Origin of the sequence: Petrotoga sibirica DSM 13575 (genome assembly GCF_002924625.1) — a bacterium.
GTDB lineage: Bacteria > Thermotogota > Thermotogae > Petrotogales > Petrotogaceae > Petrotoga > Petrotoga sibirica.
The window spans coordinates 48,644-66,059 of sequence record NZ_JAHC01000015.1 but is presented as its reverse complement, the minus strand read 5'-3'; the positions used below and the strand labels follow the sequence as shown (position 1 = coordinate 66,059).

The following is a 17,416-nucleotide window of genomic DNA, read 5'->3' as shown; positions in this document are numbered from 1 at the left end:
AGCAGTACAAGTACTATGATTAAATATGTCTAAAACATATGGGAGGTGTAGGTATGAAAAGATTTTTAAGTGTTTTAGTCCTTTTAGTTTTTATGGTGGGATTAGGTATAACGGCTAATGCAGCAGATTCAAGTGGCAAAATAACCATATGGTGTTGGGATCCTAATTTTAATGTGGCAATCATGGAAGAAGCAGCCGAAAGATACAGTAAAGCAAATCCAAATGTAGAGTTTGAAATTGTAAGTATGGCAAAAGCCGATGTTGAGCAAAAGTTGAACACAATATTGGCCTCTGGTGTAAAAAAAGGTCTTCCTGAAATTGTGTTGATTGAAGATTATAACGCAAAGAAGTATTTGGAATCGTATCCTAAATCTTTTACTGATTTAACAGGTTATTTTAACTGGGAAGAATTCGCCGATTACAAACTTGGATTCATGACATTAAAAAACAAAGTCTATGGAGTTCCATTCGATTCTGGTGTAACAGGATGGTTTTATAGAAGAGATTATTTTCAAGAAGCTGGAATAAACGTTCAAGGTCTAAATGAAATTACAATGACTGAATTTATAGAATTAGGAAAAAAGGTTAAAGAAGAAACTGGGAAATATATGATTGGAGCCGATCCGTATGATGGAGGTTTAATGAGGATATTGCTACAATCAGCGGGAACTTGGTATTTTTACGAGAATGGAGAACCAAACATAGCAAATAATCCAGTGATGTATGAAGCAGTCAGAATTTACAAAGAAATTTATGACTCAGGAATTGGCAAAGAAGTTTCTGGCTGGAATGAATGGGTAGCATCATTTAATGAAGGAGAAGTTGCCTCCGTTATTACTGGAGCATGGATAATTGGATCGATAAAGGCAGAACCCACTCAAGAAGGTAAATGGGGCGTTCTACCAATTCCAAAATTGGATGTTCCTGGTTCTGTTAACGCCTCAAATCTTGGAGGATCCAGTTGGTATATATTAGAAAATTCTGAATACAAAGATTTAGCAATTAATTTCATGAAAGAAATATATGCTAAAGATGTAGATTTTTATCAAACAATATTGTACGAAAGAGGAGCTATAGGAACCTGGTTACCTGCTCAAACAGGTGAAGCTTACGTAAAACGAGATCCTTTCTTTGGTAACCAAAGAATATATTTAGATTTTTCAGAATGGATGACTATGATTCCTTCAATTGATTATGGTTTATTTACTTACGAAGCAGACGCAGCAATTATGGGAGTAATGCCAGATGTATACAATGGTAACTTAACGATTGAAGAAGCTCTAAAAAAAGCTGAAGATCAGTTTAGAAATGTAGTTGGATTTTTTTAATTATTAAGAAGGTCCTTATGGACCTTCTTTTTGATACCCTTAGTATTTGTGATAACTAATTTACCAAAATATAATTTATTATCTAAAATTAGTTTAAAAAGAATGAACTAAAAAACTTAATTTGTATTTGTATTTTCCTAAAAAGTTTTTATTATCTGGTTGCAAACTGCAAGTCTCATTAATAATATTTTTAGACACTTTAGAAATAATAAGATTTTCAAAAATAAGATTTTGATTTTAAAAGGGTTACAGGGCGGAGCCCTACTCGATCCATCCGGGCGGGCTGCTGAGCGAAGGGGAGCTAAAGCAGATTGTATGTAACTTAGAATGATGGAGGTATTTTAAAAATTTTTAGATTCTTGAAGTATTGTTTAAAGCAGGTTTCAGAGTTTCCAAAGACACTAAATAATATTTTTTAGTTAGGAGGTTTATTAAGTGACTAAAACATTTGAAAAAAGAAGAAACAAATGGGGTTGGATTTTTGTAAGTATAGCTGTATTTTTTTTGGCTTTGTTTATTTTCTATCCCTTGATTTATTCCCTATATTTATCTACTTTTTCTACAAGAGGAGTAATGAGAAATTTTGTGGGCTTTGGAAATTATCTAAGACTTTTTCAAGACAACTATTTCATACAATCATTGAAAAATATTATTATTATTTTAATTATTCAAGTTCCTATAATGCTCTTTTTAGCGCTTATTTTTGCTTTTTTGCTTAATGATCCAAAATTAAAGTTAAAAAGGGTTTTTAGAACAGCTCTTTTTTTACCTGCTGTCACTTCTCTTGTTGCATATAGTGTAGTTTTCAAAATGATGTTTTCTACTGAAGGTCTTATTAACAATGTCTTATTAACTCTTAATATAATTAAAGAACCCATTAGATGGTTGTTAGATCCAGTATGGGCCAAAGTTACATTAATAATTGCCATGACTTGGAGATGGACAGGGTATAATATGATGTTATATTTAGCAGGGCTTCAAAATATACCCCAAGAAATCTATGAAGCTGCTGAGATAGACGGTGCAAGTAAAATTACCCAATTTTTTAGAATTACAATTCCTTTGTTGAAACCTATAATTCTTTTTACTACTATTTTGTCTACGATAGGAACATTACAACTCTTTGATGAGCCAATGATGCTAGCTTCTGGGGTGACAACAGGTTCAAGCGTTGGCCCAGGTAATTCTTTGCTTACACCATCAGTTTATATTTATAATGTTAGTTTTAAGTATGTTCCAAATTTTGGATATGCCTCTGCAATTTCGTGGATTATAGTTCTTATAGCTGTAATTTTAACTTTAACGCAGTTTAGGGTGGCAGGTGAGGAAAAATGAGTCGAAAAATTAGATATGTATTAATATACTTGTTTTTAAGTATTGCTGCTTTTATTTCAGTGTTCCCTTTTTATTGGATGGTGGTTGGTAGCACAAATACATCTTTAGATGTCAATAAAGGAAAACTAACATTCGGAAATCAATTTTTCGTAAATATCCAAAATCTTATAAACAATTTTGATTTAGGTCAAGTTTTCTGGAACTCTATCCAAATTTCTTTTTTTGTAGTTATTTTGTCTGTTGTTGCATCTTCTATGGCCGGTTACGGGTTTGAACTGTATAAATCAAAAGGAATGAAATATGTTTATGGTGGGACTTTATTAACATTGATGGTTCCTTTTGCCGCTTTGATGGTTCCTGTTTTCAGGTTGATGACTTATTTGAATTTAATAGATTCCCTTTGGGGAGTTATTTTACCTATGATCCCATCAGTGTTTTTAGTCTTTTTCTTCAAACAAAATTTTCAAACATATCCAAGGGAGATTATAATGGCGGCGCGTGTGGATGGAGCAAGTGAATTAAGAATTTTTTTCTCCATAGTAATGCCTTCAATAAAAGCCACATATGCTGCCGCAGCAATTTACTCCTTTTTAACAAGTTGGAACGCATACTTACAACCCTTAGTTATTATTCAAAGTCAAAAAAAGCGTACTATGGCTTTATTTATAGCTAATTTAGCATCAGGTTACAAACCCGATTTTGGTTTAGTTATGACAGCCGTAGTAGTAGCGACGGTACCAGCTCTGATTCTATTTTTTATGCTTCAGAGGTATTTCGTACAAGGCGTTTTAGGTTCTGTAAAACAATAAAAATATGTCTAAATGTTTCCCTCTTTCTTTGTAATAGTGTATTTCAACAACTAATAAAACTCTATCACAAATGAAAAAAATTGTATTAATAGATTTTTTGAAGTTTATATAATGTGTGAATATGATAAAATTAAAGGTATAGAGAGCTAAAATTATTGGGGGAAGCAAAAAGTTGAATTCTGCAAAAAAACAAAATCAAAAAAATAACATGTTAATTATATTCGGTGTGACGTTGATGGTCGTCATGGGTGTATCTAGTATTTCTCCTGTTTTTCCTTTGATAAAGGAAGAATTCAATGTAACAGAGCAACAGGTAGGCTTGTTAATTACTTTTTTTAACTTGCCTGCCATATTTTTAACTCCATTATTTGGTGTTTTAGCTGATAGATATGGAAGAAAAAAATTTATGGTTCCTTTCTTATTTTTATTTGCCATATCTGGGGCATTAAGTGGTTTAACAACAAATTTTAACATTTTACTGTTATTACGTGCTATCAATGGAGCTGGGGCATCCGCCTTGGGCGCATTGAATGTAACCCTTATGGGAGACTTATTTAGAGAAAGAGAAAGATTAAAAGTTATAGGTTACAATGAAACCGTTGCAAATATTGGATTAGCTATCTATCCACTTATTGGTGGAATGTTGGCTATTTTTGGTTGGCAGTTTCCTTTTTTTCTGTCCATTTTAGCTGTACCCGTTGGAATAGCTACCTTATTTCTTCTTGAAGATTCCCATCAAAATAATGGTGAGAACTTGAAGGATTATTTTGTAGATCTGTTTAAAGTTTTAAAAGATTTCAGAATAATTCTTATCTATATTGCTGGGTTTTCTACTTTCTTTTTGCTCAGTGGTGCATATTCTTCGTATCTACCTTTTTTATCAGAATATAAGTTTGGTTTTCCCCCTTGGATAACAGGTATATTAATGTTTTTTATGTCTTTCACCGCTGCATTTGCTTCTTCACAGTTGGTGAAATTAAGCGATAGATACACGGTAAAATGGTTGTTAGCTTTTTCTTATGTGTTTTATGCGATCGCCCTTTTTTTATTGATGGTTGTTAGAAATTTTGTAGGTTTGATGGTAGCTGTTATTATTTTTGGCATGGGGCATGGCATAAATATTCCGAGTATGCACTCTCTGACTACTGAAATAACTTCAAGAAAAAACAGAGGAGCGGTGATTTCCTTAAGAGAGGTTTTCTTTAAGTTATCTGGAACTGTGGCTCCATTGATGATGGGATTTCTTTATACTTTAAACGGGATTGATGCTGTTTATCTTTTTTCGGCTATTTATTCTTTGTGTATTTTCGTTCTTTTATTTTTTTCTTTCAAAAAAATATTTTGAGTATGCAACGATAAAATTCTGGTTTTAAAAGGCTCACCATTTAAATGTGAGAAGGAGGAAATTAAATGCCTATAACTTTTGATCAAGAAACGAAGAGATGGTTTTTGGAAACAGAAAATATGGGTTACGTTTTTGGATTAGATGATCAAGGAAAAATCAAAAATTTGTATTGGGGATCAAAGTTACCGAGGTTTAAGGACTACCCAGAAGTTAAAGATTTGATTGTAATGGACAGATACACTTGGAATGATGAGTTTTCTGTAAGAGGAGAGAAGAACAACGTCGAGCATTGTTTGAAGGTTGAGTATTACGACGGTGTTAGGGATATTGTGTTGAATTACAAAAGTTTTGAAGTGAGTGGGAATGATCTAGTAATCAGGCTAAGTGATGAGCATTATAATTTGAGTGTAAATCTTTTCTACAAGGTGATAGCAAAGTACGATATTATAGAAAGATGGATAGAGATTGAAAACAATTCTAATCAAGAAATAAATGTAGAAGATATGAAATCGGCGTCGTTGTATGTTGAAAATGATGAAAAAGCAAAACTAAATTATCTTGCAGGTATGTGGGGGAGTGAGTTTCACTTAAAAAAGGAAGACATAAACGAGGGAAGCAAAGTTTTGGAAAGTAGGGTTGGAAAAACAAGCGCCTACCTGAATCCTTTTTTTGCGATCGATTACTCTGCTGATGAAGATCATGGAAAGGTATACTTCGGTGAATTAGCTTGGAGTGGTAATTGGAAGATAGTAGTGCAAAAACGTATATACGAAAGAATAGCTATAATTGGAGGAATAAATGACTGGGATTTTAGTTATATACTAGAACCCTCGGAAAAGATCACTACTCCGAAATTTGTGTTTGGCTTTTCAGACGAGGGTTTTACAAAGGCGAGCCAGAATATACATCATTACCAGCTCGACTATATCTTGCCAAAAGATAAAGCACACAAATTAAGAAAGGTTTTATACAATTCTTGGGAAGCCACGACGTTTAATGTGAACGAAGAAAATCAAAAAATATTGGCTGAAAAGGCTGCAAAAATTGGTGTGGAACTTTTTGTTATAGACGATGGATGGTTTGGGGAAAGAAATGACGATCATGCAGGGTTAGGGGATTGGTATGTGAACAAAGATAAATTTCCAAATGGCTTGAAACCTTTGATAAGCTATGTTAAATCCTTAGGAATGGATTTTGGCATATGGGTAGAACCGGAGATGGTTAACCCTGACAGCGAATTGTATAGAAATCACCCTGACTGGGTGATTAGTTTTCCAAATAGACCAAAATCACTTCAACGAAATCAATTGATGCTTAATTTGGCAAGAGAAGATGTGAAAGAGTTCATCATAGATTTCATGGATAATCTTTTAACACAGAACGATATAGATTTCGTCAAATGGGATATGAACAGACATGTTTTTGAGTCGGGATGGATGCAAGTAGAACCACGAAAACAAAGAGAAATATGGGTTAAATACGTGTGGAACTTATATGATATTTGGAAATATTTAAGAGAAAAACATCCACACGTTACTTTTGAAAACTGTTCCAGCGGTGGGGGAAGAGTGGATATAGGCTTAATGCAATATGCGGATCAAGTATGGACAAGCGACAACACAGACCCATTTGATAGATTAGAGATCCAAGAGGGTTTTTCCTACGCATACGCACCAAAAATAATGATAGGGTGGGTAACTGACTGGGGAGAAAAAGATACTTATCCTTTGGCGTACAGATTTCATTCATCGATGATGGGATCTTTGGGAATCGGTGCAGATTTGAATAAATTCTCTGAAAGGGATTTCGATTTAGCAAGGTATCAGGTTCAGTTGTATAAAGAGATAAGAGAGATAATACAAGAAGGCTATCAATTCAGACTTTCTTCCGTTCCAAACGATAGGTATTTTGCTGTGGAGTATTTGAATAAAAGTAAAGATGAAGGTGTTTTGATATATTTAAGAAACCCTCGAAGGTTTGGCTTGTTCGATAGGGTAAACGTCAAGCTAAAAGATTTGGAAAACGATGCTGTATACACTGTTTATGAAGGGCTTCAGGAAGAAGAAAAAGAGATAATTAAATTATCAGGAAAGGCACTGAAAGAAAGGGGAATTATAGTAGAGGATTCCTCTAAGGATTTTTTCGAAAGTGGAAAAGTAACTCATTTTTATAGCAGAATTTTGAGGTTTAGAAAGAGTGATTAATAATTCGTCAAAATATTAAAATAAAATAAAAAGATGGGGCATCTATCTAAATTACCCCATCTTTTTATTTAAGAAATTTCATTTATGGTGGCGGCGAAGAGATTCGAACTCTTGACACTACGGGTATGAACCGTATGCTCTAGCCAACTGAGCTACGCCGCCATATAACAAATGGTAGCGGGGGTAGGATTTGAACCTACGACCTTCGGGTTATGAGCCCGACGAGCTACCAGACTGCTCCACCCCGCACCAAGTAATGTAGCATAATTAATTTAAAAGGGTGCCGAGAGTCGGACTCGAACCGACACGGGTATCTCTACCCAGCGGATTTTAAGTCCGCAGCGTCTACCAATTCCGCCATCTCGGCATTAATTCCAAAAATAAGTCTATCATAAAAAGGAAAGTTTGTCAATACCTATCGATCTTTTTTATTTATTATATTATAATAGATTAAGCTTTAAAAAATCAAAGGAGTTGAATTAAAGATGACAATTAAAGGATTTAGAAAATTGTTTGTATTGATCTTTTGTATGACGATTTCTTTAACGATTTTTTCTTCTACTGTTTATACACCACCTAAAGATCTTTATCAATTAGAAACAGAGAATTATAGGTTTGTTTTTGAGAAGGATCTTTATTATTTTTATGAAGAGATCGCTGATACCGCGGAAGAATTGTATACAAAGTACACTTATTTTTATGGTTCAAATCCTGGTAAAATAACGGTTTATATTTTAGATGATGTTGATTTTACAAACTCTTTTGCCTTCACAGGTACCAATGTAATAAGGCTTTACATTAATCCTCCAGAAGATTTTTTGGCATTGGGTGGAAACGTAGAAGATTGGAGTAAATTTGTTTTTTCGCATGAGTTGAATCACATTTTTTATGGGAGTGATGTTAGAGATCCTTTTATATCTTGGGTTCCTAGTAAATTGATTAAAAACACGATTAACATGGTTCATCAGCCGAGCTATTTGCATGAAGGTATTTCTATTTACATGGAAAGTAAAGAGTTCGGAGGGAGATTTGAAGACGATCTTTTCAATATGTATCTAAGATCTGAGATATTGAGTAACAACTTCCCAAGATATTATTTGGGTTCAGGTTCTTCAATTGATATATGGAGCCCTGCTGGTTTTAACTATATGTATGGAACAATTTTGGTGAAAAAAATAGTTAATAATTATGGAGAGGACACACTGAGACAGATAATAAGGGTCTTAAATACAAACGTTTTTAGCAATTTGGATGAAGCGTTTTATTGGGTAACGGGGGATAGTTGGACCAGCTTTTTGATAGATATTAAGCAAGAATATCTTAATGACTACGATCAATTAAAAGAAAAAGGTTACAAATTATCTTGGTTGAAAATCGATAACACTTATCAAAATACTGGGAATCTTAGAACTGATGGGATTTCCCTTTATGGATATTTGGTTATGCCTGATCAACCGAAGGGAGCATACAAAGATGGCGAATTGATTAAAAAGGGAGTAAGTTCATTCGATGTAAATTCAAGAGGTAATTTTTTGTACTTAGTGACTACCTACAACATGGGATATTACACAAATAAGTTGTATTATGATTGTGCTTGCCCGAATGGTGGAAGGTTTCTAGATGAAAGGGTTAAAGCTTTTGGTTTTGTAGGAGACGAAAAGATAGCTTATTCAAAATTAGACAAAGGTTTGACTGCTTTGTATTTGTACGATTTAAGGACTAACGAGACTAAAAAGTTAATAGATTATGGTAAGTATGTTTTTAACGATATTGTAGGAGAAGAAGATATAATATATTTTTCTGCTAATTATAAGAACCAAACGGATATCTATTCATATGATTTATCATCAGAAAAGATTTATCAAATTACCGATGATGAAGTTGAAGAGCTTGGTTTATTTATCGATAATGATTTTATTTATTATTCTGCTAATTACCAAGATGGGATATACAATATTTATAGGTTAAACACAACCAAAAAAACGGTTGAACGCTTGACAAATTATTTAAGCGGTAGTTTTGAACCGGTAGTTTTGAACGATAAGTTATACCATTTAGTTTACGATCATGAGGGATACCATTTGAGTTATTTAGATTTAGAAAGTGCAGTTAAAGAAAGTTTTGTTTTGCAAAGTGTAGTTGCACAAGTTAATTTTGAAAGTTATGAAATCTATTATCCTGAAGACGTTGAAGTAAAAAAATACACATTTGAAAAGCCTTATATATTGCCGTTTCCAATTTTAGCTGTTGATATGGATGATAATATTTTATACGGAGCCGGAGCATTTTTTATCAGCGAGGCCATGAACTACATAGGGTTTATAGATGCATTTACAGATGGGAGCAAAATTTACGGGGATTTATCCTTGATCTTTGATTATTATACGACTAACAGTATAACTCTGAGTTTGACAGAAGAAGATATTTTAACAAGTTTTTATATTTCCAATAGTTATCTTTGGTATTTAAGAAATACGATAAACACATTTTTGGGAGGTGGGAGTTCATTTAAAAACACTTCTTTCGATTCATATGTCTTAGATTCTATTTTCCAAATAAGCCCTTACTCTGTTAACAATTACAACATTTATGAAATGGGTATAGGAATCACGTATGATTCAATTTCTGGTATAAAGGCAAATTTAGATAAACCATTTGTTGTGTTTGATACGAAGATCGATCCTTACATTGGGTATGCAGGTGGATCTATATACGCTGGAAGTAAGGTAGAAAAAGTATTATCGAGACCATATCTATCCTTTGAATCTGGAAAGTATAGATTCGATGGAATAAAGGCAGGGGGAGATGTCAAGTATGATTTTGGACAAGAAAAATTTGATTATCTTGCTTACATACAATTCGATTTGAGTATCTTTTATTGGTTGAATGTACCGTTGCAGATAAACAGTGATATGTTCAAACCAAAATAAGTTAACTACTTTTTTCTTTTCCAAAATTTTCTGAGCATTTCTCTATTTACTATGAACATAACGGTTGTGAATAGCCAGGTAAAACCCAAGGACATAGACATCGTCAAACTAAATTCTTTTAAAAGCTCTCCCCTAGAAAATTGAAAGCTCAAGAAAGAGAGTGTTGTCGTAGAAAGTGAAAATGTTATGGATTTTAAGATATTCCAAAAGTTTGTCTTGTTAGTACTGAACGTGTGATATATATGTAGAAATCCATCTATACCTATACCAAAGATTAAGGGAAAAGTTAGAACGGTTACGAAAGTAGCCTTTATACCTAATAAATATGACACACCAAAAGTAGCTAATACAGAAATTATCAGACTAAGCATAGCTTCAGATGGTTGAAGCACATTTTTTCTAACAATTGCAGTTATACCCCATATGGAGATGAAAGATAGAAATAATGGTATATAAAATCTTTTTCTGATCATCTCCATTATTTTATATGTTGCTTTTGGTAAACCCAGAATGTTTTCTCCTTTTTCCCCAAGCGCGTCAAAGAAAATTTTTATTCCGTTGTTACTCCAAAGGCTGAATTTGGGAGTTACTTCCAGAATAAGATATTTTTGACCATCCTTCTCTATTAAAAAGTTTCCTCTGAGATCCTCAGGGAAAATATCCATGATATTCAAGGTAAAATGGTAAAGGTCAGAAGAGCGAGCAGCAGCATCTATCAGTTTTAGACTGTCTGAATATAGATTATTCTTTTTTAAAACGGATATTATTATTGGATTATTTATAACTTGAGATAAACCTTCTAACTGTGTTTTTATCTTAGAAAATTCTCCAAGATTTTCTTGAATTATGTCTGGTAAACTGTTGACAGATTCCACAACACCCGTGTTCAATAATTCTTTTTTAACAGTTTCAATATCTTCGTCAACTCTCATTAGATACTGCAACGTATCAAAAGAAATATTTCCAAAGTGATCCAAAATTTGTTCTCCCACCTTAACAGATTCTGAATTAGAAGAAATTAGCCCTGGAGGCGTGTACGAAAAGTTACTGTAATTAACTAAACCCAAAACGCTGAAGATCGAAACTGCTGGAACCACTATAATAAAAATCATTTTTGAATTTTTTGATATAAAGTGAGGGATTTTTTTAAAGGCATCATCTATTTTGACTGTAAAAGGAGAAATTTTTATTTTTACTTTTAAAGCGTAAATTAACGTTGGAACAAAAAAAATCATAATAAAGAAAAAAACCAATAAACCCATTGAGCTAACGATTGCTAACTCTTTAAAAGCGGGTAATCCCATGAAAAAAAGCGTTAAGAAAACTATAACAGTAGTTATCATTCCAAAGAACAGAGGCAAAAGTATTCCTTTGTAAGTCGAAGCCAATGCAGTAGTGAAATTACCATCATCCTCAATTTCTTTTGAAAATCTCGTCATTACATGAATCCCATAAGCTATTCCCAAACCTAAAGTTATTGCCATTACAAAAGAAGTTACAATATTCAATTCTCCGAAAGTTAACGTGATGAGCCCCATCGTTAAAAATGTAGATATTATTAAACCTAAAAGTACTATTATAGAAGAAGTGAAATTACCAAATGCGAAAGCGAATAGAATAGTTATAAAAATTATCGATAAGGTTGTTGTTATTTTAAAATCTTCCATTACCGTACGATTAGATTCGTATCCCGTGACATAGGAATTAGTCAAACCTGTTTTTATATTGAAAGTCTTTTCAATCTCTGTTAAAATTGAGTCTATTTTTGGAACTATGTAGTTTACGTAATCTAAATCAGAAGAAGCTTTGTTGAAAGTAAGTCCCATTATCATAACTTTTCCATCAGGTGATAAAGTGTAGTAGGAACTGATTAAATCATTATTTTTACCAGTTTGGAGAAAGTTTTCTAAACCGTAAATATCCTCTAAAAAGTTATCCGCTTTTTCAAATAACTTGAAATCATAGGTGAAATTTCTACTTAATAAACTGCCAAAACTTTGTAAGTTCTCATACATAGTGTAAATTAAATCCGTTTGGCTTAAGTTTATGATGCCGTATGAAAAAAGGAAAGAGAGATCCGTTTGCACAAAACTTAAAAAGGTAGGTTCTTTTTGCATCAAATCGTAAAAAGTTGAGGCAATTTGTGAAGGCTGGACATTATCGTTGAGAAAAAACGCAGCAACCATCACATCAGATCCTTCAAGAAATGCTTGTTCTTCTAGAAGTTCAACAATAACTTCCGAGTCTTGAGGAAGTATTTTCAACAAATCTGAGTTTACCTTCAATCTAGTGGAAAAAAAGCCAAAGAAAATTGTAAAGACTAAAACTACCGCTATTATGTAATAAGCATTTTGGGTGATAAAATTAGCAAGTTCTAAAAAGAAGTCCTTTTTTTCTCTCACAGCAACCACCATACTAGAAAAAGGTCAAAAACAATACCTATAATTAAAGAATAGTAATTATTTTTTTTTAAATCTATATAAAATCTTAAAAGGATTACCCATAAAACAGAGAAATAAAGAAAAGGTTTTCCTAATAGGCCTAATATAACAGGGGAAACGGAAGAAATGTATGCGTATAATAAATTAGATTCAGAACAAAAAAGCATTCTTATGCCCGAACTTAAGTAAGAAAAAAGCAGAATAAAAATAAGTAATTTAATTTTTAGAACGTCAAAACGTCCCACTTCAAGTATTTGTATGTTTCTCAAAAATACCGGAGAGAAAAGGTAAAATAGGCTTATTAGGAATGGGATAAAAAAAGATTTTTTTGTAACGTTGAAAATATTTTTTGGATTTATAAGGGAATTGAAAAAGTCTAAAAAAATATTCGGCATTTTTTCATCCTTCGAAGACAAGAACTGAAACATTCGGTTCAATATCTATATTTTCCTGCCTAAAAACATCCAATAAAGGTGTCACCGCAGGGTTATTAAGTAAATCCTCATCAACGATAACTCCACCATATTCGTTCAAAGAATTTAAAAGATCTCTATTGAAAGAATAGGATCTATAATCCTGTTGTGTGAATAAATTATACCTGGATTTCATTATATTTATCGTGTTTTCATCAAAATTTTCTGGATTCAAAACATATATCTTTGGAGTTAATTCTAAGTATAAATTGTCAGTTATGAGTTGATAGTAGGCTAAGGTTAAACCATATAGTTCGTAATCATTTTTTGATTCTTTATATCTGACTCCCGTGGAGATGATCAAACTTCTGAAATCGTCGTAAGCGTTTTTAGTGACAGGTTTGATAGTTAGTTTGTTGTTTCTAAAATCAAATTTTAGGGTTCCTACAAAAACCCCATCATCCATTATATTACGAGTTATAATGGAAAGATTGTTCACATCATTTAATTGATCATTCAAAAAAGAAACATCATAACTGACATTTTTTACTACAAATTTGGGAGATTTTTCTATATTGTAAGTCGTGCTTTCCATACTGCCCAACGAGAGATATAACCCGATGGACAAAGAGAAGAATATTAAAAAAATAGATATAACCCATCCATAAAAACGCAACTTAGTTACCCCCAATTAAAAAGTCCAAGGCGGTTTTCAATTGCAAATCTTCTTCAATATTTAGTACAGGTTTTTCTGTAGTCGTATAGAAAGCCTGAGTTGCTTCTTCTTCAGATATTTCTGTCATTGAGATGACTTCCCTTTCTGGATTACTTACCTCTATATCAGGATTTATCCCTTTTAAATGAATATCTGACCCGCTTGGTGTGAAGTAATGAGCTATAGGTAACCAGATTTCTCCTCCGGTAGATAAACTAAATGTGTTCTGTACCGCAGCTTTTCCATACGTTGTTTCTCCAATAATAGTTGCTACACCATTATCTTTAAGTGCCCCGGTTAAGATCTCAGATGCAGAAGCCGAACCTTCATTAACCAACAAAACAATAGGAATATTTTGTAAAAAGCTGTAATAATTACCTGGAATAGTTGTAATAGATTCTTTTGTACCATCAAAATATTTAACACTAACTACTTTACCGCTTTTTAAAAACATGGAAGTAACATCAACAGCTGATTGTAAAAGTCCGCCCGGATTATTTCTTAAATCAATTATTATTCCTTCTATATTCTGATTTGAAAGGTTATTTAGGGCTTCTTTCATTTCTTGAGAACTTGTTTTGGCAAAATTAGTGAGTAATATGTAGCCCAACTTCTTATTTTTGTATTCTATCGTATCAAATTTTACCGTCTTAGTTTCTATTGTTTCTCTTATTAATGTAATATTCTTTGGTTCGGTCCATGTGTTGCGGTATATTTCCAAGGTAACTTCCGTTCCAGGTTCACCCCTCATTAACGAAGCTGATTTGTTAAGGCCGAGTTCAGAAGTGGGGATACCATCAACGGATAAAATGTAATCGTTAGACATTAGTCCTGCTCTTTGTGCGGGAGTTCCATTCATTGGTGAGACGATAACAACCGCATTCATTTCATAATCATATCTAATAGTCAACCCAACTCCACCATATTTACCTTCTATGTCTATCTTGCTTTCTTCTGTCTGAACGGAATCAAGGTACCAAGCAAAAGGATCATCGAGTCCTTTCATCATCCCTTCAATTGTGGAATCCACTATTTTGTCATAATCTACGTTGTCTTTATCATAATAATAATTGACTATGTAATATAACGTAGAGTAAATAGGTTCTTCAAACTTATCTAAATAGATTTGCATTACAGAATTCCCTTGATAACTGTTAGAAACAGTATCTGCGAAAATCCAGGAAGTAATGAATAAACCAAAAATTATTATTACAGATAGTAATTTTTTCTTTTTTTTACTCATCTAAGTCTCTCCTTAATAAAATTTTTTATATGGTAATTTTAGACTAAAACTTGTTTTAGTGCCCCTTCGTCGAACGTTAAGGGGGTCCCCCTTAAAAACCCCAAATCAAGGTCAAAATCATTTAAAAACATTGTTTGCACATTGCGGCAAACACTCCCCACCCATACGGATAAAAGAATTTTTATTATTTGTCCTGTCTACATTCATATTTCTCTAAATTTAGACAAGACTTGTATTAATTCATCTAACATCTTTTCGTTTCCAGATTCTTCATATTCTAATATACAACTTTTTGTGTAACCTTTCATTATTTCTTCTGCGGTTTTGTTCAAAGCTCCTTTCACTGCAGATAACTGGGTCAATATATCTGCACATCTTCTCTCTTCTTCCAGCATTTTTTGAAGGCCCCTAACCTGACCTTCTATTCTTTTTAATCGTGTGATTAAATTATCTTTATTATAATTTGAAGACATACGACTCCCCTCTCAAAATTAATTTGTTTGTTGTATTTTATGCATAAGACACAAAAAGATCCTTTTCTTTTACATCTTTATCTTTTAAAACGTAGGTATTAAGCTCCTCTATGTCCATTTCCATCATTTTTTTGAACTCTTTTCCAGAAATATTCTCTTTATTGTACAGATAAATAGCTAAAAGGTCAAGGCGTTTTCTATTTTCTGACAGTAAGTTCTTAGCTTTTTCATAACTGCTAAGAATAAAATTCTTGATTTCTGAATCAATTTCTTTGGCAGTCTCTTGGGAAAAATTCTTCATTCGAGTTATTTCTCTTCCTAAAAATATTTCTCCTTCTTCTTCACCCCATGCAATGGGTCCGATCTTTTCACTCATACCTAATTGGGCAACCATTTCCCTTACTAGCTCGGTGGCTCTCTTTAAATCGTTTCCTGCTCCTGTTGTGATTTCGTTGAATACAATTTCCTCAGCAGCTCTTCCTCCTAACATACCGACTATTTTATCCTTTATTTCTGGTTCTGTGATTAAAAATCTATCTTCAGTCGGAAGTTGCATCGTGTAACCTAAAGCCGCTTGTCCGCGAGGAACTATAGTGATTTTGTGAACAGGATCCGCGTAAGGTAAAAGATAACCTAAAAAAGCATGGCCCAATTCGTGATAGGTAATAACTTTCTTCTCTTTTGGTGTTATCTTTCGTGATTTACGAGCAGGGCCAACGATCACCCTTTCTATTGCCTCTTGGAAATCATCGTTAGTTATGTGATCTCTGGTGTCTCTCGCTGCTAGTAAAGCTGCTTCATTTACCATATTTTCTAAATCAGCTCCGACAAAACCAGGGGTACTTTGAGCCAAACTTTTAACATCTATATCGTCTGCGATTTTTTTCCCACTTAGATGAATCTTTATAATTTCTTCTCTAGCTCTCAAATCAGGTACATCTAAGAATATTTTTTTGTCGAACCTTCCCGGTCTTAAGAGTGCTTTATCTAAGATGTCTGGTCTATTTGTTGCTGCCATTACTACTATGCCTTCTCGGGGGTCAAAGCCGTCCATTTCAACCAGCAAAGCGTTCAAAGTTTGTTCCCTTTCATCATGACCTCCACCCAAGCCTGTTCCTCTTTGCCTTCCAACGGCATCAAGTTCGTCGATGAAAATTATTGAGGGGCTGTTCTCTCTTGCTTCTTTAAAAAGGTCTCGGACTCTAGCTGCTCCCACACCTACAAATAATTCTACGAAATCGGAACCCGACATAAAATAAAACGGCACGTCAGCCTCACCTGCAACAGCTCTAGCTACCAAAGTTTTTCCTGTGCCCGGAGGTCCTGACAAGAGAACACCTTTAGGCATTTTTGCTCCCAATGCACTAAAGTTTTTAGGATCTTTTAGAAAATTAACTATATCTTCTAACTCTTCCTTAACTTCGTCGATTCCAGCCACGTCGTTGAAAGTAATTTTGTTTTTTTTAGAATCGTATCTTCTGGCAGGGTTTCTCCTGTAATTGGCTCCTGGTATTCCATCTCCAGTTCCAGATCTTCTGAACATCCAAAACCAAAAAAACATTAGTATTATTAATGGCAACATATAGATAAGCATAGTAACCCACCAACTTGCCCCGGTGTTTTTAATATACTCAACCTTAATTCCATCGTTTGCTAATGCTCTAACATAAGCCTGATCCATAAGCAAAGTTGGGGCATAAACCTGAAAAAGCTGTCCATTTTTGGCTTTCGCTCGGATAAGGCCACTTGTGTCGATCTGCAAACTTATGATCGTGTCTTGATTTATTAAGTTCACGAGATCGGTATAACTTATCTCAGTGATGTTCGATGTATTTAACTGAGAAATGCTCATAAAAATAAGCATAGCGAGAATAAAATATATAAAAAGCGGTCCAATGAGGGACCCTCTTCTGTTTTGATTGTTATTCATAAAAGCCTCCCTTTGTAAAAATAAATTGTATATCACTTATATTTTATAACAATATAATAAAATATGCAAATGTTATAGAAAAATTATTCTTCTAAGAGCTTTTGAGAAGATTAATTGTCAGCAAAAGAGGTTGTTTAAACATTCATTTTAGAAAAAAGAAAATTTTTAAGCTGTATTTAAGTGAAAGATTTTATACTAGAAATATATTTGTGAATTTATTATTTTAAAAAAAACCAAAGGAGGAAAAAAG

General features: G+C 33.3%; 11 protein-coding genes and 3 tRNA genes. 6 read left to right on the top strand and 8 right to left on the bottom strand.

What is annotated here, in order from left to right; genetic code table 11:
* Positions 1 to 53: 53 nt before the first annotated feature.
* From AA80_RS03555 to AA80_RS03535, 5 genes are all read left to right on the top strand, one after another.
* The gene (locus tag AA80_RS03555) at positions 54 to 1,328 is read left to right on the top strand and encodes an ABC transporter substrate-binding protein (protein WP_103876447.1); all 1,275 of its coding nucleotides are present in this window, start codon (positions 54 to 56) and stop codon (positions 1,326 to 1,328) included.
* Between the two features lie 435 nt (positions 1,329 to 1,763).
* Complete coding sequence (locus AA80_RS03550; protein ID WP_103876446.1) at positions 1,764 to 2,663, top strand: carbohydrate ABC transporter permease; 900 nt, start codon at positions 1,764 to 1,766, stop codon at positions 2,661 to 2,663.
* Positions 2,660 to 3,472 (top strand): carbohydrate ABC transporter permease, encoded by an 813-nt coding sequence (locus AA80_RS03545; RefSeq protein ID WP_103876445.1) that lies wholly within the window; start codon positions 2,660 to 2,662, stop codon positions 3,470 to 3,472. The genes AA80_RS03550 and AA80_RS03545 overlap by 4 nt, the downstream gene beginning before the upstream one ends.
* Before the next feature lie 172 nt (positions 3,473 to 3,644).
* Positions 3,645 to 4,817, top strand: coding sequence for an MFS transporter (locus AA80_RS03540; RefSeq protein ID WP_103876444.1), 1,173 nt, complete (start codon positions 3,645 to 3,647; stop codon positions 4,815 to 4,817).
* A 65-nt stretch (positions 4,818 to 4,882) separates the two neighbouring features.
* A complete protein-coding gene (locus tag AA80_RS03535) occupies positions 4,883 to 7,021 on the top strand; it encodes an alpha-galactosidase (protein WP_103876443.1) in 2,139 nt (712 codons plus the stop codon).
* An 85-nt stretch (positions 7,022 to 7,106) separates the two neighbouring features.
* Here the strand turns inward: AA80_RS03535 and AA80_RS03530 are convergent.
* The 3 genes from AA80_RS03530 to AA80_RS03520 form a co-directional block, all read right to left on the bottom strand.
* A tRNA-Met gene (locus AA80_RS03530) sits at positions 7,107 to 7,183 on the bottom strand.
* 10 nt (positions 7,184 to 7,193) lie between these two features.
* A tRNA-Met gene (locus AA80_RS03525) sits at positions 7,194 to 7,270 on the bottom strand.
* A 32-nt stretch (positions 7,271 to 7,302) separates the two neighbouring features.
* Positions 7,303 to 7,388 (bottom strand) — tRNA-Leu (locus AA80_RS03520).
* A gap of 118 nt (positions 7,389 to 7,506) precedes the next feature.
* Between AA80_RS03520 and AA80_RS03515 the strand changes: the two genes are divergently transcribed.
* Positions 7,507 to 9,951: a hypothetical protein gene (locus AA80_RS03515; RefSeq protein WP_103876442.1), complete on the top strand. Its 2,445-nt coding sequence runs from the start codon at positions 7,507 to 7,509 to the stop codon at positions 9,949 to 9,951.
* 5 nt (positions 9,952 to 9,956) lie between these two features.
* Here the strand turns inward: AA80_RS03515 and AA80_RS03510 are convergent, their stop codons facing one another.
* The 5 genes from AA80_RS03510 to ftsH form a co-directional block, all read right to left on the bottom strand.
* Positions 9,957 to 12,353: an efflux RND transporter permease subunit gene (locus AA80_RS03510; protein WP_158248374.1), complete on the bottom strand. Its 2,397-nt coding sequence runs from the start codon at positions 12,351 to 12,353 to the stop codon at positions 9,957 to 9,959.
* A 438-nt stretch (positions 12,354 to 12,791) separates the two neighbouring features.
* Complete coding sequence (locus AA80_RS03500; RefSeq protein WP_103876439.1) at positions 12,792 to 13,481, bottom strand: hypothetical protein; 690 nt, start codon at positions 13,479 to 13,481, stop codon at positions 12,792 to 12,794.
* Position 13,482: 1 nt separating this feature from the next.
* Complete coding sequence (locus AA80_RS03495) at positions 13,483 to 14,763, bottom strand: S41 family peptidase (RefSeq protein ID WP_103876438.1); 1,281 nt, start codon at positions 14,761 to 14,763, stop codon at positions 13,483 to 13,485.
* A gap of 203 nt (positions 14,764 to 14,966) precedes the next feature.
* Entirely contained in the window at positions 14,967 to 15,236 is a 270-nt protein-coding gene (locus tag AA80_RS03490) for a metal-sensitive transcriptional regulator (protein WP_103876437.1), read from the bottom strand.
* A gap of 37 nt (positions 15,237 to 15,273) precedes the next feature.
* Positions 15,274 to 17,166, bottom strand: coding sequence for an ATP-dependent zinc metalloprotease FtsH (gene ftsH / locus AA80_RS03485; RefSeq protein WP_103876436.1), 1,893 nt, complete (start codon positions 17,164 to 17,166; stop codon positions 15,274 to 15,276).
* Positions 17,167 to 17,416 lie beyond the last annotated feature (250 nt).